Origin of the sequence: Caballeronia sp. LZ028 (genome assembly GCF_031451415.1) — a bacterium.
Taxonomy (GTDB): Bacteria; Pseudomonadota; Gammaproteobacteria; order Burkholderiales; family Burkholderiaceae; genus Caballeronia; species Caballeronia zhejiangensis.
The window spans coordinates 2,528,773-2,553,791 of record NZ_JARUXN010000001.1 but is presented as its reverse complement, the minus strand read 5'-3'; the positions used below and the strand labels follow the sequence as shown (position 1 = coordinate 2,553,791).

At 56.2% G+C, this 25,019-nt stretch carries 25 protein-coding genes; 15 read left to right on the top strand and 10 right to left on the bottom strand.

Going from position 1 to position 25,019, the window contains the following annotated elements:
• The first annotated feature begins 156 nt into the window (after positions 1-156).
• Both QCE58_RS12110 and QCE58_RS12105 read left to right on the top strand, forming a co-directional pair.
• Positions 157-2,076 (top strand): hypothetical protein, encoded by a 1,920-nt coding sequence (locus tag QCE58_RS12110; RefSeq protein WP_250521338.1) that lies wholly within the window; start codon positions 157-159, stop codon positions 2,074-2,076.
• Positions 2,073-3,578 carry a hypothetical protein gene (locus QCE58_RS12105; protein ID WP_250521337.1) on the top strand — a complete coding sequence of 502 codons (1,506 nt, stop codon included), beginning with the start codon at positions 2,073-2,075 and terminating at the stop codon, positions 3,576-3,578. Before QCE58_RS12110 ends, QCE58_RS12105 begins: the two co-directional genes overlap by 4 nt.
• On the opposite strand, the gene QCE58_RS12100 is transcribed toward QCE58_RS12105, so the two are convergent.
• The 3 genes from QCE58_RS12100 to QCE58_RS12090 form a co-directional block, all read right to left on the bottom strand.
• On the bottom strand, positions 3,562-4,695 hold the full coding sequence (locus QCE58_RS12100; RefSeq protein WP_250521336.1) for a GNAT family N-acetyltransferase: 1,134 nt from the start codon (positions 4,693-4,695) through the stop codon (positions 3,562-3,564). The genes QCE58_RS12105 and QCE58_RS12100 overlap by 17 nt on opposite strands.
• 378 nt (positions 4,696-5,073) lie before the next feature.
• Positions 5,074-5,388: a helix-turn-helix domain-containing protein gene (locus QCE58_RS12095; RefSeq protein ID WP_250521335.1), complete on the bottom strand. Its 315-nt coding sequence runs from the start codon at positions 5,386-5,388 to the stop codon at positions 5,074-5,076.
• Positions 5,366-5,539: a hypothetical protein gene (locus tag QCE58_RS12090; protein ID WP_250521334.1), complete on the bottom strand. Its 174-nt coding sequence runs from the start codon at positions 5,537-5,539 to the stop codon at positions 5,366-5,368. Before QCE58_RS12090 ends, QCE58_RS12095 begins: the two co-directional genes overlap by 23 nt.
• 620 nt (positions 5,540-6,159) lie before the next feature.
• Between QCE58_RS12090 and QCE58_RS12085 the strand changes: the two genes are divergently transcribed.
• The 7 genes from QCE58_RS12085 (at position 6,160) to QCE58_RS12055 (ending at position 10,915) form a co-directional block, all read left to right on the top strand.
• Positions 6,160-6,660, top strand: coding sequence for a hypothetical protein (locus tag QCE58_RS12085; RefSeq protein WP_309779587.1), 501 nt, complete (start codon positions 6,160-6,162; stop codon positions 6,658-6,660).
• A 145-nt stretch (positions 6,661-6,805) separates the two neighbouring features.
• A complete protein-coding gene (locus QCE58_RS12080) occupies positions 6,806-7,648 on the top strand; it encodes a metallophosphoesterase (protein ID WP_250521332.1) in 843 nt (280 codons plus the stop codon).
• Positions 7,649-7,661: 13 nt separating this feature from the next.
• Positions 7,662-8,759: a hypothetical protein gene (locus tag QCE58_RS12075; protein WP_250521331.1), complete on the top strand. Its 1,098-nt coding sequence runs from the start codon at positions 7,662-7,664 to the stop codon at positions 8,757-8,759.
• Between the two features lie 32 nt (positions 8,760-8,791).
• Positions 8,792-9,295 carry a hypothetical protein gene (locus QCE58_RS12070; protein WP_250521330.1) on the top strand — a complete coding sequence of 168 codons (504 nt, stop codon included), beginning with the start codon at positions 8,792-8,794 and terminating at the stop codon, positions 9,293-9,295.
• Between the two features lie 39 nt (positions 9,296-9,334).
• Complete coding sequence (locus QCE58_RS12065) at positions 9,335-10,015, top strand: HAD domain-containing protein (protein ID WP_309779584.1); 681 nt, start codon at positions 9,335-9,337, stop codon at positions 10,013-10,015.
• A 187-nt stretch (positions 10,016-10,202) separates the two neighbouring features.
• Positions 10,203-10,466, top strand: a complete 264-nt coding sequence (locus QCE58_RS12060; protein ID WP_250521329.1) for a helix-turn-helix domain-containing protein — start codon at positions 10,203-10,205, stop codon at positions 10,464-10,466.
• Positions 10,460-10,915: a DUF6088 family protein gene (locus QCE58_RS12055; protein ID WP_250521328.1), complete on the top strand. Its 456-nt coding sequence runs from the start codon at positions 10,460-10,462 to the stop codon at positions 10,913-10,915. Before QCE58_RS12060 ends, QCE58_RS12055 begins: the two co-directional genes overlap by 7 nt.
• A gap of 240 nt (positions 10,916-11,155) precedes the next feature.
• Here the strand turns inward: QCE58_RS12055 and QCE58_RS12050 are convergent, their stop codons facing one another.
• On the bottom strand, positions 11,156-11,479 hold the full coding sequence (locus QCE58_RS12050; protein ID WP_250521327.1) for a hypothetical protein: 324 nt from the start codon (positions 11,477-11,479) through the stop codon (positions 11,156-11,158).
• A 359-nt stretch (positions 11,480-11,838) separates the two neighbouring features.
• A complete protein-coding gene (locus QCE58_RS12045; RefSeq protein WP_250521326.1) occupies positions 11,839-12,345 on the bottom strand; it encodes a hypothetical protein in 507 nt (168 codons plus the stop codon).
• A 449-nt stretch (positions 12,346-12,794) separates the two neighbouring features.
• On the opposite strand from QCE58_RS12045, the gene imuA reads away from it, so the two are divergent.
• The 3 genes from imuA to QCE58_RS12030 all read left to right on the top strand — a co-directional run bounded on the left by imuA (position 12,795) and on the right by QCE58_RS12030 (position 16,518).
• On the top strand, positions 12,795-13,511 hold the full coding sequence (gene imuA / locus QCE58_RS12040) for a translesion DNA synthesis-associated protein ImuA (RefSeq protein ID WP_250521325.1): 717 nt from the start codon (positions 12,795-12,797) through the stop codon (positions 13,509-13,511).
• 2,061 nt (positions 13,512-15,572) lie between these two features.
• Entirely contained in the window at positions 15,573-15,968 is a 396-nt protein-coding gene (locus QCE58_RS12035; RefSeq protein ID WP_250521324.1) for a response regulator transcription factor, read from the top strand.
• Positions 15,969-16,197: 229 nt separating this feature from the next.
• Positions 16,198-16,518, top strand: a complete 321-nt coding sequence (locus QCE58_RS12030) for a hypothetical protein (protein WP_250521323.1) — start codon at positions 16,198-16,200, stop codon at positions 16,516-16,518.
• A gap of 83 nt (positions 16,519-16,601) precedes the next feature.
• Here the strand turns inward: QCE58_RS12030 and QCE58_RS12025 are convergent, their stop codons facing one another.
• On the bottom strand, positions 16,602-16,874 hold the full coding sequence (locus tag QCE58_RS12025) for a hypothetical protein (protein ID WP_250521322.1): 273 nt from the start codon (positions 16,872-16,874) through the stop codon (positions 16,602-16,604).
• 238 nt (positions 16,875-17,112) lie between these two features.
• Here QCE58_RS12025 and QCE58_RS12020 point away from each other — a divergent pair, with 238 nt between their 5' ends.
• Positions 17,113-17,736 carry an aminotransferase class V-fold PLP-dependent enzyme gene (locus QCE58_RS12020; RefSeq protein ID WP_309779581.1) on the top strand — a complete coding sequence of 208 codons (624 nt, stop codon included), beginning with the start codon at positions 17,113-17,115 and terminating at the stop codon, positions 17,734-17,736.
• The gene (locus tag QCE58_RS12015) at positions 17,733-17,963 is read left to right on the top strand and encodes a hypothetical protein (RefSeq protein WP_250521321.1); all 231 of its coding nucleotides are present in this window, start codon (positions 17,733-17,735) and stop codon (positions 17,961-17,963) included. The genes QCE58_RS12020 and QCE58_RS12015 overlap by 4 nt, the downstream gene beginning before the upstream one ends.
• A 1,586-nt stretch (positions 17,964-19,549) precedes the next feature.
• On the opposite strand, the gene QCE58_RS12010 is transcribed toward QCE58_RS12015, so the two are convergent.
• From QCE58_RS12010 to QCE58_RS11995, 4 genes are all read right to left on the bottom strand, one after another.
• Positions 19,550-20,362: a CoA ester lyase gene (locus tag QCE58_RS12010; RefSeq protein ID WP_250521320.1), complete on the bottom strand. Its 813-nt coding sequence runs from the start codon at positions 20,360-20,362 to the stop codon at positions 19,550-19,552.
• Between the two features lie 173 nt (positions 20,363-20,535).
• Positions 20,536-21,882: an MFS transporter gene (locus QCE58_RS12005; protein WP_250521319.1), complete on the bottom strand. Its 1,347-nt coding sequence runs from the start codon at positions 21,880-21,882 to the stop codon at positions 20,536-20,538.
• A gap of 48 nt (positions 21,883-21,930) precedes the next feature.
• Positions 21,931-22,770, bottom strand: coding sequence for a MaoC family dehydratase N-terminal domain-containing protein (locus QCE58_RS12000; RefSeq protein ID WP_250521318.1), 840 nt, complete (start codon positions 22,768-22,770; stop codon positions 21,931-21,933).
• Positions 22,767-23,939 (bottom strand): CaiB/BaiF CoA-transferase family protein, encoded by a 1,173-nt coding sequence (locus QCE58_RS11995; protein WP_250521317.1) that lies wholly within the window; start codon positions 23,937-23,939, stop codon positions 22,767-22,769. The genes QCE58_RS12000 and QCE58_RS11995 overlap by 4 nt, the downstream gene beginning before the upstream one ends.
• Positions 23,940-24,138: 199 nt before the next feature.
• Here QCE58_RS11995 and QCE58_RS11990 point away from each other — a divergent pair, with 199 nt between their 5' ends.
• Positions 24,139-25,017, top strand: a complete 879-nt coding sequence (locus QCE58_RS11990; protein WP_250521316.1) for a LysR family transcriptional regulator — start codon at positions 24,139-24,141, stop codon at positions 25,015-25,017.
• Positions 25,018-25,019: the final 2 nt, after the last annotated feature.

The window sequence follows — 25,019 nt, the reverse complement described above, 5'->3', positions numbered from 1 at the left end:
CGAGGAGTTCGCAACATGGATTCCGGAATGAGGAGCTTCAGTGTGACCGGCGTAGTCACGAGAGTCACAAGTGAGGGCCCATTTGGTGGGGCTATTTTTAGGGTACGGAGTAGAGCGTCTCCGCAGGGAGTACGTGTACGCGCGTCGTATCGAGTAATGCGAGACGCGCCGTGGGCCGGCGAAGTACTTGAAGCGACAGGAACTTACAACGACTCTAGCTTTGGTCAGCAACTCGAGGCGGCCCTGATATTTCGAAAGCTACCTGAGCGCGACCAGATTGTCTCGTTTGTTGAGCACCATCCATACTTCATCGGTGTAGGTCGTCTCGCCATTTCTAGGATTTGGAGGGAGCAGGGAATTCGGCTCTACGAACTGTTATGTACTTGCGATGTTCGAGGGCTTGTCCAGACGGGTCTCACCATGCGGCAAGCTGGGGTTATCGTGCGTGGGTGGAAGCAGTACCAAGATGAGCTGGAAGTTCAACGATTTGCGACGGACCACGAATTGTCCGTCTCGAGCGTCGCGAAAGCCAAGGCGATATGGGGAAACGGCGCCTTTGAAAGGATTACATCCGACCCCTTCAGCCTCGTGTACTTCGAACGGTGGGCAGCAGTCGATTCGTTCGCAAAGGCTGTGTTCGGCGTTGGACCCAATTCGCTGGTGCGCCGCCGAGGAGCTTGTTTAAAAGTTCTGAATGACGCAGCGGCAATGGGTCACATACATCTCAAGGAGTCTGAGGCCACGAGGCGTATTGCTCGTCTTTTGGCTTCAGATGAATTGGCTCGGAAAGCCATCAGAGAATGCATAGAAAGAGGCGATGTAAGAAAGCAAGGCAAGGCGGCAGCTTCACGCTTGCAGGGTCAAGGTGCCTGGATACTTGAGCGGTCTCTGGCTCAACTCTTTGCACACAGGAAAGTTATTTTTCACGGTAATGGTAACGGGGTTGCGCTCTGTGCAACCGACCAAAGACCGACCCTCGAGGTATGCGTTTTCGATGAGATGCGACGGATTGGTAACGTGAGCTCGTGGCCTTCGGAACGACCAGCCCTTCATGTGTTCAGCTCCAACAGCGTGTCGTCAAGATTGCGGAATCACGTCATCGGCGCTTCATTCGTCTCTGTCCAGGACTTGTTGGCTCGTGGCATGGATGCGGCCTACGATGTTGATATGGTCGTTGTGCACGACGCAGCTATTCTTAGCTTCGTCGCAATACACGCTCTTTTGCGCCGGCTGGTTGGGGCAGTCAGAATAATTTTGTCGTGCTATGCGCCATGCATGTTCGAGCGATTTTTTCTGAAGCATCTCACTGCGGGAGCAACTTTGAAGCTTGGAGAAGCCGAAGGTTTATTCACCGGCCCGCGACAGCCATCCTGGTCCCGAGTAAGTCACGAGACTTCAACTCCGGAGACGTTATCACTGTCAATGACGGCCGGTGGCAGACTGGCTAGGTTGATGATTTGCGTGAGGGACTTCCGCGAAGGGTACGACGTGGCTGGTGGACAGTTTAGGATGTGTGTCTCTATTGGAAACGCGCTTCTTGTAACGATGACTCGAGCGCATGCGATGCTGGTGAACAGACAATTTCACGTTGAGAATCTGGACGCTAGAAAGTATCAAAATTTGCCGACTCCGGTCGTCGCATTGGCGCGCCAACAGTTCGTGACTATCGGAGACCATGTAATCTGGGATGGCAACAATTTTGCACGGCGCTTGTTACGCGGCATGCGTGGAGAAGTGCGTCACGTATGGAAAAGAGGTTTTGTTGAAGTCGACGAGACTGGAGTGCATGAACTCGCGTTGACGGTCTCTTTTGATGGGGTCGGAGATGTGAATATCCGTCGCGAAGAGACTTCGCTCTTACGGCTCGGATATGCGACCTCATTTCTGGAGCCAATCTCGACCCGAGTAGAGTTTGTGGTTGTCATGCTAAGCCGCAGCCGTTTCTCGGTGTCCGACGCAATTGCCTTGGCCGTGGCGCGCTCGGCAGCAGCAACGGTAGTCGTCGGGACTGGCGATGAATTGCGCCGAGCTGGAATCATAGGTCGGCGACGGTCCTCCAAGGGAGAATCGAAATGAAGCAACGTATAGACGAAGAACGCGAGTTCAGAAGTGAACTTGACGTATCTGAGACGGCCATCGCGAATGTTACTCGCTTGCATGCGATAAGGGCGCCGAGGCGAGCGCGACCGACGATGCGAATTGTCAGATTTAGAGGTAGTAGGAGAATACCAATCTATCGCGATGCGCGTCTCCGGCGCATCGACGCGTTCAATCTTTACGCGCAGCATATCGCACGCGGTCTTCTCGCTCAGTGCTTTTCTCCTACGTCGCAAGCCTACGATTCCGGCATAAACCGGGTCGCAGATGGTCTACAGGCTTTATCTCTCTTCTTGGACGAAAGAAGCATTGTGTGGTCTGAGTTGACTGACAGCATGCTCGACCTTCTGCGTGAATGGTTGCTGGAAAAAATCCAACGGGACCCGCGGTCTCGAGACGAATTATCAGTACAAAGAACCACGAATTACCGGCTTCGAGTTGTGTACGAATTCTGCTGCTGGGCGCAAGAGACTGCGCATCTCTGCGCTAACCTAATCGGCAAAGGAGAGGGATATCGAATCCAGAGCGTGATTGTCGAAGCGAAGAAGACAGAAAAGTCGTTTCCTGATAAGCGGACGTATCCGAAATGTTTCGCCGATGTTGGCGACTCATCCCGCGTTTCGGACGACCAGTATTGGGCGACAGAGGAAGATGTAGACAAGCTGATTGCGTATTTCCGAGACAATCGCGGTCCGGCAGTCGCGGAAAGAAATATCCTTGTCATGCGGCTTGCCCAGTACAACGGCTGGCGAAGAAACGCGCTCTTGAGCTTAACAATTGACCAGTTTTCTCTTGAGAATATCGAACGGGCCGCAGCGAAGGGTGACACGAAAATGCTGATAAGACCCTCAGCGCAGAAGAACGGAAATACATTCAAGAAGCCAGTGAGTATTTTGTGGTGTCGAATGGTCCACACGTACATCTGTGAAGGAAGGGCAAAAATCATAGTTCGATTGGGATTGAAGAAATCTCAACAATCCAACGCTCTGTTCATCAATGTTGACGACGGAACGCCGTTGACCTTGCAGCACATATCTCAAGAGTTCGGCGAGGCGTTCAAGGCCATTAGAGCACCGAAAGGTGCCGGCTTGCATTCGTTCAAGAGGCTATATGGCGACAATACCGCCGATGAAATCGTCGCTTCTTTCCAAAGCCGCGGCATTGCTCTCACATGGGAAAACCTAGCGTCGACAATGAGAAAGGCGCTCGACCATCGCGGTGATTACTCATGGGAGTGTTACATCCGAGCAGTCACCCGCTTACAACGTCAGAGCGTGGAGGCTCGCCTGCGAGAGCAGGTCACCGATACAAGCGCCGAAATCGCGATTCTGGAGGCGCGATTGAATCAACTGGAAACCCAAGCTGCGGAAATGGAGTCGGAGCTTCGAAACAAGCTCGAAGAAGCAGTACAGATGGCGCGTTACTGGAAGGATGTAGCGAAGGGCCGTAAGCGACCCGAGCCGATTATGCTCGATTCTTAAACGGCGTATGTGCTTCCAACTCCCCGATGTGCTCATCCATGGCGGCAGTCTCTGCATCCAGGAACTCACTGATAGCATGAGCAAACCGGTTGTCCGCAATCCAGTGCGCAGACCAGGTCGGCGTTGGGAGCATGCCGCGCGACATCTTGTGAACACCTTGGGCGCCGCCTTCGAACGCGTCCAGGCCGTTCACGATGCAGTACTCGATGCCCTGCATGTAGCAGGTCTCGAAGTGAAGGCCTGAAACGAACTCCCGCGTGCCCCAGTAGCGACCATACATGATGCCGGCCCTGATGACGTTCAGCGCGCATGCGAGCCGCTCGCCATCGGCTTCCGCGATAACGAGCAAGATGCTCTCAGGCATCGCTTCGTGAATGAGACCAAAGAACTCACGCGTCAGGTACGGCGGGTTCCAGTGCTCACGGTAGGTGTTCTCGTAGCAAGAGTAGAAGAAGTCCAGCGCCTCCTCATCAATCTCCGCTCCACGTAGCCAAGTGAACGTGACACCGGCCTCGGCAACATGCCGGCGGTCCTGCTTCACCTTCTTGCGCTTCTGCTGATTCATGGAAGCAAGGAACGCGTCGAAGTTCGTGTATCCCTCGTTCTTCCAGTGGAATTGCACGCCCTCGCGCTGCATGTACCCAGCGTCAGACATTGCGGCCAGGTCGTTCTCTTCTGGAAACAGGACATGCAGAGACGATACGTCGAGCTGCCGGGCGTACTGAATCGCGCCGCGCGCAAGCAGCACCCTGTCTTCATGCGTTTTTGCTAGCAGGCGCGGCCCCGTCACAGGCGTGAAAGGTACCGCGCTCAAAAGCTTCGGGTAGTACCGCAACCCGTGCCGTTGGAAGGCGTCTGCCCAAGAATGGTCAAATACGTACTCTCCCCTGGAATGGCTCTTCAGGTACAACGGCATGGCGCCAATGAGCCCCTCACCGCGGCGCATCAGCAGATAACGCGGCTGCCATCCCGTCCGTTTGGCAGCGCATCCGGAGACATGCATCGCGGAGAGGTAGGCGTGCTGGACGAACGGATTAGTGCCCGCAAGGACGTTCCAATCCTCAGGGGTGACGTCTTCTATGGAATCGACTACGTGGATTTCGACGCTCGAAGTCACGCTGCTGGGGCCTGTGAGGAAGTTTCTAAGGGGGGCGACTATCTGCGAATGAAGCATTCTGCTACAACTCGCAAGTTCACGCCCAAGGTAGGTCGGAGTGTTTCGACCCCTCTTCCGGCGGAGCGCGCACTTTTCGCCAGCCGCGCCAACGGCTAGCCGTCGGACTATACGATGCATGAGACCGGCGGGGGCGTAACTTAACTATTCCTATCTGAGCTTGCAAGAATTCGAAAGATTCTAGGGCCGCCGGAACGGAGGGTGTTCGCGCGGATAGGAGGCGGGACTTGGGTTCTGGCGCCGCGGGCAAACTTGACCGCCGAAATTGCTTCGATGCCGCGTCGACTTGGACCTGAGTTCGGAGCACGCAAAAGCGGGGGCTCAGGTCTTTTTTCTAAAAGTTCGATGGCGAGTTTTTTCAGCGACCGGGGCCACGGGCGGTGCGTTCTGGGTGCTTGTCTCAACTTTTGCGAACAATTCGCAAAAGTCACAGCCTAGGGCGGTGGCGAGCAACGCAATGTTGTCCATGGAGGTGTTCACGACCATCCGTTCCACTTGAGAGACGTACGTCCTGTGGAGTCCAGCGAGGTCGGCAAGTCCTTCCTGCGATATTTTTTGGGCGTTCCGGAGTCTTTTTACATTTGCAGACACCCGGCTGCGAAGCGCCTGCTGCTCAGGTTTTAGTTTTTCTTCCATAGGCGAAAGCATCGCCGAACACGGCTTTTGAATCTACAGCCTTTGCATCCACGTTTTTTGCGTCCACGTGTTTTGAAGCCACTCGTTTTACATCTACAACGTTTACATCTACATGGTTTGAATCTACACTTGCTGCATTGACGGCCCTCATGGGCTTGCTCGTCAGCGTGGTCCCCATCTAAAGATTGCGGGCGGCTTCTGGAACCAACGGAAGGCGCCGAGATGAAATAGCTCTTGGGTGACGGCTGACGGTGTACCGAACGTGAGCCAACTTGCGACAAGGAAGTGCTGCCCTTCACTCCGGTTTCTGCGAGCACAGGAGTTTTCGCAAGACTGCTGCGAGGAGGGCGTTTCGTCGGCAATCAGCATCGGCGCCGCTTCTGATGCCACCTATTTGGTGTGCCTTGAAAGCGCGGTCGAGTCATCCACGGCCGACGATGAGGTGTTGCATCTGTAGGAAGACATTGTGTTGTTAGCGAAGGAAAATTTGGACTGTCAGCGCAGCAGGTAGTTTCATCCTGCGATTGAAGCTGTGGAGCACCTGTGCATTCGTCATGGACTTGCCGCGCGCGCAGGAGTAAGCCGACGCGGCCGCACACGATGTCGTCACGCGAGCATATCTGCTGCAAAGGAACGTCGATGCAAAGCAATGCAGAAGAGCTAGCCGGCCCCTGAAGGTCAACACATTCAAACCCTAAAGGGCCGAATTTCCTTGCTCGATGAGCTATCTAATCAGACGTGATTGATGGAGAGTTGATGGGACCAGTCCACATGAGTTACGCCCCTGCGACCACGAGAACGATGATGGCGCGCGTCGGCGCTTACATCACGGTCGAGGTAGAGGGCGAGCGTTACCGACTTTCACCGCACGAGATGCCCGGTGAGGTGGAATGGCGAATCGACTTCATCCGATGGCTCATCCTCCGCACGTTTCATCAAGTCAGCGGACTGCCGGCAGCAAGGCGCATCCCAACGCTCGTCAACCTTGAAGTTGAACTGATGCGGAAGACGAGCCTGCACCCCTACGAAGCGGAGGCTGTGGTCAGGGGCGCGCTGCACACACTCGACGAATACACCGCAGATGAGATTGCAGACATGCGCTTGAAGCGGTCTCTCTATGACTCCAAAGTCGAGAGCGATGGCGCGGTTCTAATAGCGCGTTACCTCGACTTAGTGAGGAACTACGGTCGCAAGAAAGACGAGATGGCAGTTGAACGACATCCCGACGCGTCCCCGGCTGATTGGCTCTGGGGGCAATTCCTTGATTGGTGACAGCCATCTCGGTGGCCGAGTATCGAGCGCCAGCTTTCACCGAAGACGCGCATAACACCCCGCTTTTTGCGCGCACTCCGGTCAATGCTCCAAGTATTAGACTCCGCTCGCGCCAATTTTCCGACTCCGTCGACGTGATTGAGCTATGCGAATCCAGATTGCTTCCGACCTACATCTCGAATTGCTTTCAGACTCTTTTCCGGGCGAGACCATCATTCGACCCGCCCATCAAGCCGACGTCCTTGTGCTCGCAGGAGACATCGCTCGCGGGTGCGAAGTCGTGAACTTGTTCGAGGACTGGCCTGTGCCTGTCCTCTTCGTTGCAGGGAATCACGAGTTCTATCAAGGCCGCATCGAGGCCACGCTTGACAGCATCCGTACCAAAGCGGCCGGGACCTCTGTGCGCCTACTTGAAAGAGAAGTTGCCGACTTTGGTGGCACGAGATTTCTTGGTTGCACTCTGTGGACCGACTATCTGCTGAACGGAATCGAACTACGGGCAACGGCGATGAAGGAAGCTGCTCGATTCATTCGAGACCATCGAGTCATTCGGATGAACTCGGGCGACCGCTTTACGCCTGAGGACGCACTCGAAGTTCACCGTAAATCACGAGCTTGGCTCCAAGAACAGCTCGCAAAGCCATACGACGGCAAGACAGTTGTTGTCACTCATCACGCGCCACATGCGAACTCAATCCATCCGCGGCATCCAGGGTCGCTGCTCGGCGGAGAAGGGGACAATTTGAACGCGGCATTCGCAAGTGACGTGACCGAGCTTCTTGGACAGGCGGACCTTTGGATTCATGGTCACGTTCACGATAGCGTCCGATATCAGATTAACGATTGCCAAGTCGTAGCAAATCCGGCTGGCTATGTGAGAGGCCGATTCAAGTTGTCGAATGTTGCGGGCTTGAAGTTTGAGAAACCGAACTTTGAATTCGCGTGCGTCGTGGACACCGCTGACCTCCAGCAGCCCAGTCGATGCTAAAGAAGGAGCTTCGATGAAGGTAGCTACATTGATTTCGAAGTTGAGCGAACTTGACCCCAACGCGGACGTTCTGCTGCTCTCAGGAAGTGCGGACATCTCGGGCGCTGACGAGCTTCGTCGCGTCGAGGAGCAAGATGATTGGGGATGTGAAGTTCACTTTCGTGACGACGGACTCTCGCAATCGCTCTACGCACCAAGCTCCTTCGGCCAAAGCATCGGCTTCGATGAAGAGTACGACAGAACAGTGCATGGACCGGTCGTGCTACTTGCGGCGTACAACGCCAATTTAGACTACATGTATGTCGGCGATTTCGAGTCCCAAAACAGCACGCTCAGCCAGGAAAGTCTCGATAGAGAAATTTTGCGTAACCGGCGAGAGATGCTTGAAAACGGCACCCTCATCTCGCGCGAACTGCTGATGCGCTTGCTCGACATTACACCCGAGCAGTTGCACATACTCGTAGAGCAAGGCCGCATCTTTGCCGTCAACGTCGACAGAGTGGCGTACTACCCAAGCATTTTTGCGAGCCCACGCGTCAATGCGGAGCGCTTGCAGTCAATCTGTCGGCTGCTTCAACCTATCTCAAACACTTGCAAGCTCGACTTCCTGCTGTCAGCGTGGGGCCACCTCGGCGGTCTTCGTCCGGTTGAGCTGCTTGACGATGACAAGGACTATAAGCGGGTTCGTCAGTCGGCGGCGGTGCGGGTGCAGGAGTCCACAAGAACTGTCATCAAAATTTTTCAGGGTCACCATGCGTCGCTTCCGCAAGCAGAGCCGCTCTACACCGCGGCAGCGGAGATTGAGCGACGCAGGCCGCTGTGGTCTCGTGCTCGAGCGACGTTGAGCGAATTCGGTTACCAGTTTCCCTATGCGCCGTATCCAAGCTCAAGTCTTTTTACCGCCTTTGTCGAAAGGCACTTCGAAGGAACGTCCGACGGTGTGTTGGAAGGCGGTGTTTGTGTCCGTTGCGATGACCACGCGTGGCGAATACTGGCTGTATGGCCAGCAGTTTCGTCAGAGATGAATGAGCCGATTTTGTGCGAGGAGCAGGACGTTGTGTCTGTCGCAAAGGCTGCTTTTGAGTATCTCAAAAAGCTAGGCACAACCTGAGCGCCATCACCAAAAACAGCTGGAAAGAAATCTTGAAGAAAAGTTCGCTGGACGAGCAGGCCGACTCCGTTGAAGGTCCCGTCGAAGGAGACCTAGACGCTTCGAATGTCGATGACGAGATGGGACCATTGCCGGCCATCATCGTCGATATATTCGATGGCCAAGTACCCGACGACACGAATACTTCGAGGCGCATCTGTTCCCTGGAAGGCGGTCTCCGTGTGGTCAGTGGACCGCGATTGGATACACTTCAGGAAGGCGCGAGGTTATTAGAAATCAGCATCGAGAGATACGCCGTACCGACGCTCTCGGGGGACGCGATAACCGCCTTCGTCTCAATACGCGCGATGGACGGAGTTGTCCCATTTATGCGAATCGACGGCAGGGTCGACGACGGCTACCTCTATGCGAACATCCAATTCGCCGACGGTTCCGAACAGAGCATTCAGCGTGCAGCAGTAATCTCTCACGACGATGTGACGGTTTTGATTCATCGCATCGTCGCCCATGCGCAAACGCAGGCTCCGAATGGCTGATGTTTCAGGCGATTCACAGCACGACGATTCTAGATACGTATGTTGCTTCTGGTCTCGTGGGCGTATCACACGACCACCAGGTCTCCCGACACATCTTCTCGGAAGTGTCTTCGTGCGTTCACCCCTACGGACGACGGCATGTTGACAGGAATGTCAGGTCCCTCTTTCGAAATCCCGCCGCCGCGGCAGCTCGGCGGGCAGGTGCTGTATTGCGACTACGATGCAGTTTTGCATCCGCAATCCGTCTACGTGAAGCGGCGGGTCGGGCCTTTTCTATCGAATGCGCCAGGCCATCGGCTATTCGAGCACGTGGCGTTGCTCGAGGAGCTTCTGAAGCCCTATCCCAACGTGCACATCGTGTTGTCGACGTCTTGGGTTCGTCGATATCGAGGAAGCATCGCCCGAGTGACTAAGCAGTTCACACCTAGCTTACGGGCGAGAGTCATCGGTGCGACTTATCACAGTCGGATGGACGACGCTTCATTTGCAAGCATGGCTCGAGGCATGCAAGTTTGGAGCGATGTCCTTCGACGCCGCCCGAGCGCTTGGCTTGCGATTGATGACGACGATTACGGATGGCCGGTCTGGTGTCGTAACCAGTTGGTGAAGACGGACTTAATGCTTGGAATTAGTGAACCCGCAGTGCTTGCAGAACTTCAATCAATGCTCCAATCGACCTTTGGAAGGAAGGATGGCCACAGCGTTCCGCAGCATCGATGACATCGCGAGTTGAGAGTTGCGCCGTGCACCGCAATAAAGGCGCCGACCGCTTCGGTATCCGCCTGTCCTCGATAAGCCCCGCCGTGCTTGACGTTACGGCTGTTCGCAGGGAAATCCGGGGGGCCGACGCCGGCGATGAAACAGCCGCTATGCGGATAAATTGAAAATAACCGAAGAACGGGTATCTATGTCTGCTCCTCTCTTCTCTCAGCGTCTCGTCACTGCGCCACAGCTCGGCCAGTTCCTCCGTACCCAACGCAAATCGCGAAAACTTACGCAGTCGCAAATCGCGCAGCGCGTAGCCTTGAGTCAAAACCGCGTCTCGTACTTGGAAAAGCATCCAGAAGATGTGAGCTTCGGACAGCTCCTGAGTTGGTGCGCAGTTCTTGGCCTTGAGTTGCACCTTCAATTGCCGGACCCGACCAAGTCGACGAGCGTCTCGGAATGGTGAGGGCCGGCTCCTCCACTCGAATACGCGAATCTACGGTGGAGCAGCGAGTACTCCGCTCAATTCGTCGCCGTTCTGGTGTCGTCATTCTCCGCTCTGACCTCACGAAGCTTGGAGGCACATCGCAACTTACTCGCGTACTAGCGAAGCTCGTCACTGCTCTCACGCTCATTCGGGTTGGCCACGGGATTTACTGCAAGACGCGGATAAATCGGTTCACCGGCCGGCTGGCACCGGCAGCCACGTTTGAGGCCATCGTCTCGGAAGTCTTCGAGAGGCTAGGAATCGACATCGGCCCCGGCAAGCTCTTTCGCGAGTACAACGCCGGCAAATCGACTCAGATTCCCATGCAGATGACAATAACGACAGGCGCACGTCGCGTCACCCGGTGCATAAAACTCGGAACAAGAACGGTGGCGTATGAAACCATGAGCGGTCGCGTCAAAAAATAAAGGAAGCGTTCCAATATTCCGGCAGGCCGGTTCCTCAACGCTAAGCTAGACCAATCGCTTAGTTTGTCATCAAGGGGCGCAAAGAGCCGGCTCGTTCCCACCTGAATTCGTGTGACCGGGGACGCCAAGCGAGCTGACCGCCGCGCGGCTCGAGTTAGCGGAGCGCGACATAAATGCGCTGCGTCGCCCCATGGATGAACGAAACCGTTTGTTTGATTAAAGATTTTCGTTGGGGTGCCGTTAAACCGGTGTCGCAACGCCGCTGGACGCCGAATGGACGTATTCAAAGATTTTCCAAAGTATCATGACCCGAAGAACCCGAATAACCTTGCGTGTCTCCAATTGCGCGCCAAAGAGCATGAAGTACGCATTCGGAAAGGCATAGCCAGAAGGAATGATTGGTTTGGGTTCGCAGCCGGCCTGGCCATGCTTTTCATAACCGGGACTTCGCTTCAGATGGTCTGGGAATTCGGGCTCGGCGAAAAAATTGGTAACGGAGCACTCTTGTTCTGTTGCGCTGGCGCAGCGCTCGGACTGTTTTTCCTGACTGCTCCTTTGAGGCATCGAGCACGGCAGCGCACTTTCGAAGCCGACATAGCGACTATTGAAGGGAAGCTCTCTGCCCTGAATTGTCCTTGCGCATCTGAGAAGCTAAACGGAAGGTCGGACAGATAACCGCAGTCGAGCGCCGTGTGTTGATGGAATTCGATAATCCGCTATGACGTGAAATGTTCAAGCCTCGTCGCCCAAGCCCGAAATTGCGACTATGTCAGGATTCCAGGCCTTGTGAGGTTGTGGTCAACCCGCGCCCGCCTGTCGAGATTGCTAGCCGCGGAGGACTCGGCAGACGTTCGCCGTCAACTCTTCTGGCCAAATTTTTTTCCGTTGCAGTCAGGAACGCTTCTGGTGCAGAGAAGCGTTTTTCACAGCCAGTGCTTCGTCCTAGTCGCTGCCGCGTCGCTTGTATGTCCGGTCGACGAGCGCTCGACCTTCTCGAGGATGCACCACTCGACTGCCTGCTCGGGGTAGTCCTGCGGCCATTCCCCTGCGAGCAATTCCACCGCACCCCGAACGCGTTCCATCGCGTCTAGCGCATCGTCTCTCCCGTGGTCTTCGCTGGCGCCAACGTCGCGACCGCCGCAACCGCCTTCCTCTGCCGACACATCCGCCGGCCTCCGGCCGGATTGCGTAACCGCGGCCTTCTGCATTGCCTCCAGAACACCCAGCGCACACTCAACCCGGTCGAACGCCCGCCGAAGCCTTTCCCGCATCTCGTCCCTGAGCCCAAGCTCCCTTGCGACCACTTCAACGTCGCTCGCCACATCTGTAACCAGGACCTCCAACAGCTCCAGCAGCCTTGCCGGCAATCCACGAGCAAAGCCGCAATCGCCGTTCGGCCCCGCTTCTCTGATTTCATGAAGGTCATCCATGCAACCAGATAGAGAGCCTCACTTATATGGGCGCAGACGTCCAAGCCGCTGACGCCTTGTCGACATTTAAGTTGGACATTGAGACGCGTTGCGTCCCAATGCCCGACTAGATTTGGCTTGGCTGGAGAAAGAGCGTCATAACGACGCCGAGGCATTGTCGAAAAAGGGGGAGCGTGGATATGAGAATCTTGGCAACAGTCGGGCTGCTGCTACTGGTTGCATCATGTACGCGAGGGGATGACGATGGTTCGTGGAGTTACGTCATGGCACATCCCGAAAGTCGCTCACGCGAGTTCCAGACTGAAAACATGATTTGCGTGGTGTGGGTGCCACGGGGAATCGGCGACCCAGCGCTTTCCTGCGCGAAGAAGTGAAACCTTAGCGGCGGCGAAGAATTGTCGGCCGCCGGAAGAACCGTCCACCGCGATTCTGATTAGCGCTTGCAAGCAATGGTAGCCCTCCCAAAACACATCGAGGACATCCACCCGTCACTGTGGAGAGGGTCTCAACTTGCTCGTGCGTATGGGAAGACTATCGACACCGGTTACGCTGAACTTTCCGCAGAGTTGCCAGGGGGTGGTTGGCCGGTCGGTTCGCTTGTCGAGTTGCTCGTCCAACAGCCCGGCGTCGGAGAAGTACGGCTGCTGCGTCCAGCCCTTGTATCTGTCAGCAAGCGACCACTCGTCTTACTTCAGCCCCCGCATGTCCCCAACGCGCTCGCGCTCGCATATCTTGGTCTTCCTGCGGACAAGTTCATGCGGCTCCACGCGCCCAAAACCGCCGACGCCCTCTGGTCGGCCGAACGCATTCTCAGTGCGGGAACGTGCGGAACGCTCCTGTTTTGGCAGCAGCACATCCGACAAGAATCGTTGCGTCGGCTCCATCTTGCGGCTCAGTCGACCGAGACACTTCTGGTGCTAATTCGCCCGCTCGCGTCCGCGCAAGACGCGTCACCTGCAACCCTGCGACTTGCCGTCAGGCCGGCGGACGGCGGCGTCGATGTGAACATCGTCAAGCGAAGAGGGCCTACGCGAAGCGAGAAGCTGTTCGTTTCACTTCAGCCTTCGCCGGTGCTCATCAGTCTGCGTGGCCGAGCGCGCGGTCCAACTCACGCTACGGACTCGGTGGAAGCCGCGGTGTCAGCGGACATTGCGGCGGCTCGATGAAGAGTTCCAATCAGCGATTGCATACGTGCTCCCCGCTGTGCCTTCGCATGCCCCTCATTCTTGGTCGGTCGCTGCGGCGCTTGTCCGCAACTCGTCCCGTTCATGCTCGCCTACGACTCATCGATGTCGCGGTATTCGCCGCTTTTGATTTTGGCACCATCGAACGCCGCGAGGAAATCAAAGCAGGGCTTGCTTTGTTTCATCGTCCTCCATCGTCATTACCAACAGAATTCCGGCCATGTGTCGGAGGCACTCCGACACACTACTTCTTCGGCATTTCCGGTCAAGGTACAAAGTTAAAATTTTATGTTCATAAACAAGCGGTTACGGCAGGCAATCAACAATCTCGAAATTGGCATGGAACGTGAATAGGTTTTAGTGAGCGTTGCGTCGCACCGCTCAATCACAGTCCCGGCCGTTGCCGTCACGCTACTCGTAATGGGTGAACCGAAATGAGCACACTAACTGTTGTTGACCTATCCCAGGAAAAGGAGCTATCTCATGCAGAGATGGCCCGTGTCGTCGGTGGGCATGATGTGGAAAAGGAAAAAGCGCTTGTAGAAGCCTACCGTGTCATCAACTCGATTAACACGTTAGAGAATACGCCCGACCCGGCCCCCGCCCACGTAGGGATGAGGCTGTAGTACTAAAGCGCAAATTGAAAGACGAGGTGCGAAGAGCACTATGACGCTAGTCGCTTTGCATAAGGGCTGGATTTGCGGCCCTTATGGTTTTTCATCGCTGTCCAACATCATCCGCCGACGCGAGCACCCTTTAGCGACATGTGCGACCGTGCGAAGCTGTTGCGACGCCCGCGTTACTCAATTCCCGCTCATTCCGCCGGCATAACGGCGTGGGAATCATGGCTGGCTGTTCGTCCGCGCGACGTTGAGTGCGTGAATGCCCTGCGAGGGATAAGCGACCGGGCCCATATTGCGATGGACTTTCCGTGGAGCGCAGGCTGTGAGATTTGACTCGAACCGCCTAGGCGTCTATTTGCGAAAGCAATGCGTTGAGTCGGCTTCGTTGAACAACTATCATTCCCGGCGTTGACAGCGCCTGCAAAACTCTCTCCCGCCAGTAAGTCCGCGCGAAGGTCGAATGCGCTCCCTCACCACGAAGGACCCGCTCGAGATGTCGAATCTCGGCGTCGAGGCCCAGAGCGCTATGCATGTGCTCTCCCGAAGGGTGCTCAAATCGTCTAATCATTTCCATTCAGCCGGCGTGCCTGTTTGGGGCGCCTCGAATCTTTAGATTCAAGAGTTTTGAATATGCCCGAAGTTTACCTGTTTGAAAGGAATTATTCATCATTGAAAATTCTGTTTGTTGTTCGAAATCAGCATTAGGAGCGACGGGCGGTTAGTGACCATTTAAGCGCGAACGTTCGATACACGACCCTCACCGCTTTCGGCGCGTGACAGAGGAAACCAGCGCCCAACACCACAAGAGTCGTTCGACAAAAACCGGTCAATATTGCTTTTTGTGCTGCCAGCGTCAATATAATCAGCAAATTTATCCTATCGAACGTTTGGCGTGAGAAACTGCAAAGGTTTATTGGGAAGGCGGCCAACGTGCTTACAAACGAGGGCGCTGATGACGCCGAAATCATCATACGACCCGCCGCGGGAGGTGTGTGGCGTGCCGAGATTCCACGCGACGGGGTCGTTGTCGTCAAGATTGTGAACAACCGAGAAGAGGCCCTTTCGCTGGCGCGGAGGCTGTACCCCCGAGCACATCTCCGCCTCCTGCCGGCAGACGAGTCTGTCGAGACCCTTTGTGACGACCTGCCTTGCGCAGACATGCCGCACGCAAAGAGCCGCTCTGCCTGAAGAGATGGCTGGAGGTCGTCGAGGCATCCGAGCCCGTGGTAGACCGAAGAATAATACGAACCAGCGGAGGACCGCTAGCAGACGGCGAACGTCTCGTCGGCTATCGCACCGTCGGGGTGGTTGGACATACGCCTTCTCAGGAAGGTCAGCGCTCGCAACCTTTGAGTTTGCCTCAGTTCGGGCATAGGCCGTGCGCTTGATTTCGAATCCCGACAGTGTCTCAGGCCAATAAATGTCTGCTTCCGGTGGTCCGCTGACCTCGCGTTCGCCCGTGGTCTTGCTTATCGACGATGAACCGGACATTCGCAATGTCTGGGCGATGATGCTCGAAATGGAAGGCTTGACGGCAAGCACCGCGGCGAATGGACGAGAGGGGCTGGAGAAGGCGCACGAACTGCGGCCCGATGTAGTTATCTGCGACTTCATGATGCCGGGACTGAACGGGCTCGAAGTCTGTCGCCAGTTACGCGAGGACGAGGCCCTAAAGAACATAGCGGTCATCTTGTGGTCAGCGGTAAGAGGCATCGATGCTGACGGCTCTGCCGACCTGGTCGTGGAGAAGCCCGTTCATATCGAGGCCTTCCTTGAAGACATCAAGTCGCTCGCCAGCCGAAGTTCAGGAAAGTAATGACCAATTTGTTCGGCGAGCAATCTCACAATCGGGAGTGCCCCACTTCTTGACGAGTCAGTTTTGCTGTCAACTCGAGGCGCGCTATCTAAGTTGCCGTGCATGCCCGACCTTCCCGCACTTGGTCGGGCTTACCGGACGCGTCATATCTACACCGACGTGGAGAGACCGGGCCGGGAAACTTCACGCGCCTCGGCGAAGTCCGAAACCTCAAACACTGGGAGAAATCATGCTCGAGCCATCCGGAACGGTTGAACTTTTGGTCGTCGAGACCGCAACTGGTGACGAAGAAGTACTCGTCCTCACGGGGAAGGATTTTCACCCTGAGCGCCGCTCGATGCTTGACGATGAGGTTTTGCGCGACGATGACGAGGGCGAATACGTTGCGCACGCAAGCGCGTTGGGCTTTGACTTCAAAGTCGTCGCAACGCCGCCAAGCCAAATTGATATCGAAGATGACGCAGAAGAAATCCGCGTCGAGGTAGTCGAGAACAACCTGGAGTTTGTTGAGCCGGACGAAGACGAAGCCGAGGATGAAATAGAAGGCTGAGACTTCGCCCCGTCGACTCCGTCCGAGTGCAGGCGCTTGCCTGTAGGCTGATAACGCGGCTCGACCACTTCACGTGCTTTGGGCTATTCGCCGAAGGGGTCGGCTTTCTCTTTCGTTTCGGTGCTGAGGTTGTATTCGGCACGTACCGCCTTCAGCACACGTTCGATGTCGCGTTCAAACCCGACCGCGTTCCCGAAGTGACTCATGTTCCAATTACAGCCCGTACCATCGGTTTCCTGCAGTTGGGGGCGCGGCACCCGAATCTTCACGCCATCCTCGATGACCTCTTGCAGCCGATGAATGCGCCGGTCGACCTCCTGCTGGAGGCGAGAAGCGGTAAGCATCTTGCGTATCATCCAGGCCTCCTTCCGGTGCTCAAGCTTACTATTGATGCGGGCGTACCGCCCCAATTTTTCCCGTCTTATCGTCGCATTCGTAGGAGAAAGCTTGCCGGCTTGTCTGATATAGCCTCAACTTGCGCTTAGCGAAAACGAAAGGTGGTTGTAAATTCTACTGTTACGGATAATTCAGGCTAAGGCCCGTTTCCGAGACAGGAACGTCGTAGCTCGCCCCCATTCCATTGCATTCAGCCTCATGCTCGGATTTTTATTTCAGCCTCGCCGACTCCAGTATGGCGAGCAGCGCTTCCGTTGCTCATCGTCCTTCACAGTCGCCCCCATATGTCGCGGGCGGTCCCGGCGACACAGCCATCGCATCGATGGACTCCTGAAGCGTGGCGCTAAGTCTGTCCCGTTCGTGCTTCAAGAAAATCTCGGCAATCCCCTTCGTCGGAACGCTCGCATCGATGCGACGCAGCGCTTCGAATCGCGGCCACTTGCATCGCGCAATTTCGTTCGCTGGCACCGGCTGGGCCTCGGGGTCGACGCTCGCAACGAAAACGAAGTGTCGATTCTGGAATCCGCGGAACTGAAAAGCGTAGCGAACCTGCACTGCCTCTCGTTTCTGACCGAGGGTTATGAGATGGCCGGACCCAAACCGGTGTGGGTCCGTCGAGTCGAAGATACCCGTGCAACGGTTGCTCGTTTCTTCAATGCATCGCCGTTGGAAATCGCCTTCACGAAGAACACGTCAGAAGGTCTTAATATCGCTGCCAATGCGGTGCCACTGGTAGCGGGCGAGTCCGCGCTCTGGAGCGCCGCGACTGCAAGGCGCGACGAACCTGTGCCCATGCATCGAAGCGGCACGTTCCCATCGTGAAGAGCAACACCATTCGCGTTCGTCGAGAAGCTCGTGTGGTCGAGGTTCGCGGCAAGCTGAGTCCGCACTTCGACACCGAGGCGGGAGATGTCCGGTGCAACCGACTCGATGGTGTTCTTGAAGGTCTGGGCGCTGCGTTGAGCAAACGCATCGCGCGCGTCGCGCAGCAACTCGTTCAGAACCGCTGGCAGGCGTTCGGGGTGTTCGCCGACCCGCGACAGCGCTGAACCGCGCCCCCACGACAGGTGTCGGTCGGCGTAAACGCCGAGGCGCGCCGGAGCCATCTGCTTTCGGTCGGCGAACTGGACTCGTCTGGACTTGTCGGTCCCGTCGTTTTGATTCGGGATATACCAGACGGGCTCGAGTGTCTCATCAACCGTCAGCGCGAGCGTCAAGGCAGGAAAAAAGCCTTCGCCCTCGGCCGGTTCGGCCCGCGATTCGTGAGTCTCCGCTTTCCATCCACCGAGCATGAGCCCGTATTTGTTGTCACGCAGGAAGGCCTCCGCAAGGTCCACGACAACGGCTGCAATACAGATTTGGTTGGCAGGCGAGGCGTCGTAGAAATCCAGGTCGTCGAAGGACACATTCTGCCGCTCCGCGAACAATAATTCGATTGCGTCCAAGACGGTCGTCTTGCAACTATCCCCTGGCCCGATGAGCCCATTGATGCCTGGCTGCGGAGCCCAGGTCAGTTCGCTGATTCCTCGAAAATTCTTGATGTAGAGCGATGCGATATGCACGTCGGTCTCCTGCCCGATTCCGGCTGAATGCAGAATATATTTGGCACCGACTATATATGTTTACATCGCGGAGCGAACGCCCGAAAGCGAAGATGTGTCCGATAATCCTGTGCTGGTGCTTCATGAGTTGGACGCGGCCATCTTGCTGTCAAGATGTAGTGCAGCTAGTTCTGAATAACGACCGGTGTCAAGAATCGAACCTCCTTGTCGGCAATCAGGTCCCGCGTCGCTTCGTCATAGACCGCACGATACGGCTTCTGAGGCTGTTCTTCGCGTCAATTTGGGTGGCGACGAACCATGTCTTGGCCAGCGAGGCGCGGCAGAAGTTAAATGGACAGGCGAGCAAGTGTTGCGGGGAGCGCTTACTCGTCCAATCCAGCGCGCGGTTGAGCCAACGTCGTGGCGAGGGCGCGCAGCGCCTGGGAACGCGGGGATACGCGCGGTGGAATGCCACGAGCACCGACAGAAGACGCACAGCTATATTGCTGTCCAGCGAGCCGATGGACAAGAGTCCGTGTGGCTCATCGGCGCTCAGTAAAGTCCGAGCCTCATCACACAAGTCCAGTATTCGGCGGACGTAATCCAGAAATACCAGTCCCGCCGCCGAGAGCGCAAACCTCTTCTTCTCCCGAATGAAGAGGTCAACGCCCAGTGCTTTTCAAACTGCCGAAGTCGAGTTGTGAGGTTAAATGGAATGCGGTGTGGGCGGCATGCTGCAGCTTGGATACTTCCGGTTTCGGCTATCGCACGGAAAATGGCGAGCTTTGCGAACTCTCTTGCGACTCCATAGAATCGACCTACTTCTACGTTATCCCTTTCTCTCGCGTCGGAGGTAATGCCGGCGTTCCGTTCGATTGGACCTGGATTACCATTCGATGCTGTGAAATGGCAGTGCTTCGTCCATCCAGTCGACTTGTTGCCCATCTCGCCGCGACGACTGCGACTGGTCGCCATGCGTGGTGTTGGAACCCGAGCCTGTGCGGCTCGCTTCAACTTCTTCGGTGTCGTGTCGCATGTTTTCTGTCAGCATCTCGCTATTAAGCCTCATTGTCTAGGTCGCTCATCCGGTCAAGTTAGGCGCGCTCCGCGGCGGAGTTGTTCAGGATGTCCTTCGCTTTAGCAATCACAGGGGCATCTACCATTTTTCCGTCGACACTAATCGCAGAACCGTCGCCTTCGTGGGCAACGCTCAGCACTCGCTGCGCCCACTCGATGTCTTCCGGAGGGGGAAGGAAGGCCGCGTGAACAGGTGCTAGCTGCTTCGGGTGGATACACAACTTGCCTCGAAAACCGAGATTGCGCGCACGAATCGTGTCTTGCCGAAGCAGTTCTACATCATCGATGGCTGGGGTCACCCCATCAACCGGGGCCGCGATGCCGGCAATCCGTGATGCGAGAGTCAGTTGCGAACGGAAATAGATAAGTTCGTCGCCGTCGCCCTTGATGCCCGTATCGACCTGAAAATCGATTGTCCCGAACATCAATCGCTCGACCTTTGGCGTCCTTGCCAAGGTATTAAGGTTGTCAAAGGCTGCCGCCGTCTCGATGAGCAGCAGCAGCGCAGTGCTATCGGAAAGCATTTTCGACAGGTTCGCTAGCACATCGGCTCGCTCGGCCTTCGGAACGACGATTCCGCGAAGGGCCCGGCAACCGAGGAGAGCTTCGATGTCATCCTGATACCACGTCGTATCGGCGGCGTTGACTCGCACGTATGCGCTACCGCCGTTCTTCAGCCACGTTACAACGGCTTCTCGCGCCTGAGCTTTTGCTGCGTATGGCACTGCGTCTTCAAGGTCAAGGATGACAGCGTCAGCGCCGGCTGCGAATGCCTTGTCGAATCGTTCGGGTCGATTACCAGGAACGAAGAGATAGGATTTCGGGTACATAGCGGTTCCGTGTAGAGGCTGAGCTCACACGCGGGTTTCAAAACCCGACGAGCGAAGTTGGTAGCGCCTCAAGGATTGAAGAGCGAGGCTTTCTAACAGAGCGTTAGAAAGCGTCGGTCCGCGGAGCACAGGAGTTACTCCTTGAGACAGACGCTGCAAAGCGATTTCCTACATTAGTGTGCGACCTTGACGAGGCGCTCTGATACTGAGTTCTGCTCGGCGACCATCTGCCGCCCGAGGTAGAACGCGGCCCACGCGCTAATCAAGGACATGAACGCAAGGAATGCCGCAACAGCGTACGCCGAGTGAAAGGTCTGGAACAGCCACAGGGAAATCATCGGAGCGGGTCCGCCGGCGATAATTGAGGCGCCTTGGTAGCCGAGCGAAGCGCCGCTGTAGCGAATGTTGGCGGGAAACGACTCAGCAATGAAAGCTGCCTGCGACCCGTAGAGCGCTGCGTGAATAACCATGATGATGACCGTACCGGCAATGACAGCAAGCGGGATTTTCGTATTGAGCAACGCAAAGTACGGGAACGCGAAGAGCATCATGCAGATTGCTGCCGACATGTAGGTCTTCCGACGGCCAATGCGGTCTGCGAGATGCCCAAAGAACGGTAATGCGAAACAAGCGACGACTGCAGCAATCAGAACCGCGTTTAGGATAAATTCCTTGCCGAGACCGAGATTCTTGGACCCATAGAGCATCGCAAACGAGGTGAGCATGTAGAACGCAGCCTGCTCGCCGGGTCGCACCAGAGCCGACAGCAGAATCGCCTTCCACTCGGTCCTGATAGCTTCCCGAATCGGGCTCTTGGTGCGGTCGGCCGACTTGTTTGCTTCGACGAAGTCCTTGGTTTCAGGAACGCCCATCCGAATCAAAAGCCCGAACACTAGAAGCACACCGCTTGCATAGAACGGAACGCGCCAACCAAACTCCATCAACGAGTCGCCGCTCCAACGACTGCACACACTCCAAACGAGCACGGAGATGACCAACCCAAGAGGGACGCCCACGTTCGGCAATGATGCCATGAAGCCACGACGCTTGCCTTGATGGCTTTCCATTGAGAGCAATACAGCGCCACCCCATTCCCCGCCCACGCCAATCCCTTGGATGAAACGGAGTGCAATGAGAAGCCAGCCGGCGGCGGGGCCAATCTGCTGCGCGGTCGGCAGAAGACCGACGAGCAATGTTGCCACGCCCATCAAGGTCAGTGTGGCGACAAGAGTCGATTTGCGGCCTACCCGGTCACCCATGTATCCAAAGATTGCTCCGCCCAACGGTCGCGACAGGAAGCCCACGAAAATCGTGGCGAACGATTCCATTAGACCTTCTGAGCTTCCGTGCGCAAAGAAAAGCTTTGGGAAAATTAGAGCTGCCGCGGTGCCGTAGATGAAGAAGTCGTACCATTCAATCGTGGTCCCGATGACGCTCGCGATTGCTGCGCGGCGTTCAATGCGCTTTGAGTCCTTCGATTGAGTCAACGCTTCCTGACCAGGGGGGGATTTCGGGTGCATCTTTGTCTCCAATCTTGAGAGTTTTCGTTAAGGCAAGCTTGTGTGGGTCTAGAACGAGGCTTCCGCTCGCATCGAGACGGCACCGCCGGGTAAGCTCACCCAAACTACGAGTTGGTCACCGTCTTGCGCGGCGTTGAACTCCAATTCGTTACCGAGTATCGAGGGCTGCACTCCGCGATAGCGAAAGTGTTTCAGCCGACGTCCGCTCACTTCTTCGGCGAAGCCGGCAAGAAGCGTTGCATTCAGTGGACCGTGAATCACGAGATTCGGATAGCCTTCGACTTCGCGGCAGTAGTCCGCGTCGTAATGAATGCGATGGCCGTTGAACGTCAGTGCGGAGTAGCGGAACAACATCGTCGAATCTGGTTTCACCCGACGCGTTTGCTGCGGTTGGGGCATCTCCAGCTTCGCGGCCGTAGCACCGGCCCTGGACGCTTCTTTGTAGACAATGTCATGGTGCTCCGTGACGAGGACCTTGCCTTCGTGCACGACTTCATGCAGCACCGTCACGAAAACAAGCTCGCCACTTCGTCCTTGCTTGTGCTCAACCGACGCTATACTCGAGCGCTTTTCAACTTCCGCGCCCAGCGGCAGGTCGCCGTGGAATTCGAGCGTGCCGCCGGCCCACATGCGGTTCGACAACGGCACGGGAGGCAAGAAACCGCCTCTTGCTGGGTGGCCGTCTCGACCGAGCGCCGAAGCCGGCTCGCCACTGAGGAAGTAGAGCCAGTGCCAAAGTGGAGGCAGTGGTGTGCCGTCGACGAAGTCCGATTGAGAAATTCCGAGCGTTGCTGCCATCAGTCGCGCTTGGCGCGACGAGAGTACGTCACGGTCCGACTGGCTGTTGCCAATCCACTCGCGCAGGCGAGTAATGTCGACGGTGCTCATGCGAGTTCTCCCACTTGTTTCGTTGCGAACTCCGAGCGGATGCGTTCGGTGTGCTCTCCCAATAGGGGTGCAGCATCAAAGTGCTGACTATCCCAGGGCGCGCGAACCGCCGGAGCAATCATTCGCAGTTCTTCGCCATCAACCGTCATCGGCCACGTCCGCAACGCTGGATGTTCGGCCATCTGAGCAATCGAGCGGACTTGACCGTAAGCGGTGTTCGCCGCCGACAGCCGTATAAGTGCTTCGTTTGAGTCGACTCCGGAAAATGCGTCGGCAATCACCAAGTCAAGCGCTCCACGATTACGCACCCGACTTGTGTTGGATGAGAAGCGTGAATCTTCAGCAACCTCGGGCTGTTGGAGGAACGCCGAGCAGAACTGTCGCCACTCGCGCTCGTTCTGGATGCTGATGACGATTTCGTCGCCGTCTTTCGTCTTGAACGCTCCGTAGGGGGCGATTGAGGGATGTTTCAGTCCCTGCCGAGTGGGCGCACCGCTTCCATAGACTTCGTGGACGTAGGGGATGGTCATCCAGTCGGCGGCGCCGTCGAACAAGGAAACGGATACCCCGGAGCCCTTGCCGGTGCTTGAGCGAAACGCGAGGGCCGACAAAACTGCGATAGTCGCATTCATCCCTGCGCCGATGTCACAGATTGAGACGCCGATTCGCCCGCATGCATCCGGCGCGCCGGTGATTCCTGCGAGACCGCTTTCGCATTGCACTAGAAGGTCGTATGCCTTAAGGTTGCTGGCAGCGTTATTTGTGCCGTACCCGCTGATGTCGCAGGTGATGAGCTGCGGATGGAGTTCACGCAGCTTTTCACTGCCGAAACCTGCCCGTTCCAGAGCGCCCGGAGCCAGGTTCTGAATGAAGACATCTGCCTCAGCGATGAGCCGATGTAAAAGCTCCGCGTCATCAGCGCTCTTAAAATCCAGAACGACAGACTCCTTGCCTCGATTTGTCCAGACGAAATAGGACGATTGGCCGTTTGCCGCTGCATCGTAGCCTCGCGCGAAGTCGCCTTCTGCGCGCTCGATTTTAATGACGCGAGCCCCCATTTCTGCAAGACGCCCTGTGCACAACGGGGCGGCAAGTGCCTGTTCGATGGACACCACTACCACACCGGCAAGCGGCTTGGGGGAGGTTGCGCCTTCGATTGATGTCGCCATCAGTGTCTCCTAGAGTTCTGTCGATGGCTCGCAGTATCGGAGCAGGGCGCGGAAATTTACAGCGAGATTTAGCAAAGGCAGCGTTCGATAAATTCGAAATCGTGCACTGCAGCACAATTCGCGCGGTCTTTTTAAAGAAGCCTATGTGCTATAAAAGGATTGGTACCTTTCGCCGAATCCGAACTCGATGAGCTATGACTTGACTGACCTGAAGGTGTTTGTCGCTGTCGCGGAGGAGGGCAACGTTTCGCGCGGTGCTGAGCGATGTCACTTAGCACCGTCGTCCGCGAGCCTTCGGGTGAAGAATCTCGAAGACGCAGTCGGCGTGACTTTGTTAAGTCGACATCCAAGAGGTGTAGCGCTGACTGCCGCCGGACAGGTTCTTGTTGAGCATGCAAGGCGTTGCCTTGCGCAACTGGAGCAAATGCGCTCGGACCTTCTCCCGTTCGCTCAGGGAATGACGGGCCACGTCACAGTGTTCGCGAACAACAACGCAATCAGCTCGCATCTTCCGGACGACCTCGCAAGATTCTTCGCTGCATTTCCGAGCGTTCGCATCACGTTAGAAGAGCGGCTAAGCCACGACATCGTCGGCGCTGTCGTTGCAGGCCGAGCGGATGTTGGTGTTGTGGCACTAGAGTCTGAACACCCGGCATTGCGATTTGTACCGTACAAACAGGACCAGCTTGTTCTGCTCACACCGGTTACACACGTGCTTGCCAAACAAAGTCCTGTCAGCTTCAAAGGGTGCCTGGGCCAGCCATTTATTAGCCTGCAATCGGGAGCTGCTTTGCACACGTTTCTAATGAATCATGCGAGTGCGCTGGACGGGCGATTGGATGTTCGCGTGCAGGTTTCCGGCTATCGCGCAATTGCCAGGCTCGTTTCATCTGGAGCCGGAATCGGCATCGTGCCTCGGACGGCCATCGAAGCGTCGGATGAAGGAAAAGTCGCAGTCATTGAGCTACTTGAACCATGGTCTCAACGAAACCTGCACGTATGCTTCCAGCGCAATCCAGCAGAGAAGAATTTATATCGCGATGAGTTGGTAGACATCCTGTGTCAGCCGTCCAAATGACT